The organism is Cecembia lonarensis LW9, assembly GCF_000298295.1.
Classification (GTDB): domain Bacteria; phylum Bacteroidota; class Bacteroidia; order Cytophagales; family Cyclobacteriaceae; genus Cecembia; species Cecembia lonarensis.
In genome coordinates, this window is the sequence record NZ_AMGM01000303.1 from 1 (window position 1) to 663 (window position 663).

2 protein-coding genes are annotated in these 663 nt (G+C 49.8%); both read right to left on the reverse strand.

Annotation, left to right across the window (positions count from 1 at the left end; translation table 11 throughout):
- The coding region (locus tag B879_RS21430) for a hypothetical protein (RefSeq protein ID WP_040401648.1) at positions 1 to 269 on the reverse strand (269 nt) is incomplete at its 3' end.
- Between the two features lie 3 nt (positions 270 to 272).
- Positions 273 to 581 (reverse strand): hypothetical protein, encoded by a 309-nt coding sequence (locus B879_RS21435; protein ID WP_009187251.1) that lies wholly within the window; start codon positions 579 to 581, stop codon positions 273 to 275.
- Between the last annotated feature and the right edge of the window lie 82 nt (positions 582 to 663).

A 663-nucleotide genomic window follows, 5' to 3' on the forward strand; every position in this document is an offset into this window, starting at 1 on the left:
GAGAGTTCTGCATGTGGATAATCAGCCTTTACAACTACCTGCTTTTTTACCCTTACCCGCTCATCTGCCAATACGCCTGCAGGCCTGCCGATTTTCCAAAGGCTTAACACAATGGCAGCGCCCAGCTCAATGGTATTGGTCAGGTCGAAGGTGGTAAAGTCCAGGTAAGAGGCCAGGTCTTTTTGGGCAAAGATGTTGCCCATTATTTCTCCCCATTTGGTGAGCCTGGTAAAGCGGTTTCCAGGGTTTTGCATTGCTCCGGCTGACATAGGTTATTTTTCGCTTGTGGTGCGCATAAGCACCGTTTTTACAATCAGGATAGAATTGACTTGCTGGCTGCCGGTAAATTCAGGATCCGGGCTGAATCTGCCCTGAAGTACCTGCTTAAGGGGCGCACACTCTGAGGTTCTGAACTCCCGGGCTGTGCCGGGCGAAAGCTCGATGTTAAAGGCATTTTCTTCCTTGTCGCCAAAATGGCAAACTGAATTGCCCTGATTTTCGATGGAAAAGCCAACGCAGTTGGACAGGTCAGTTTGCCAGTCAGCAGCTTTGCGCTCAGATTTGATTTTGGTCGTAAGCATGCCCTACACCTTAAGCTTTGTAGCGAACCAGGCGGAATACGATCTGCACCTTTAGTTCAGCGGCCAGAGCTACTGAAGGCTT

Excerpts from the sequence above, each read along its gene's own strand:
- B879_RS21435 (WP_009187251.1), bottom strand. The coding sequence starts at position 581 with ATGCTTACGACCAAAATCAAATCTGAGCGCAAAGCTGCTGACTGGCAA.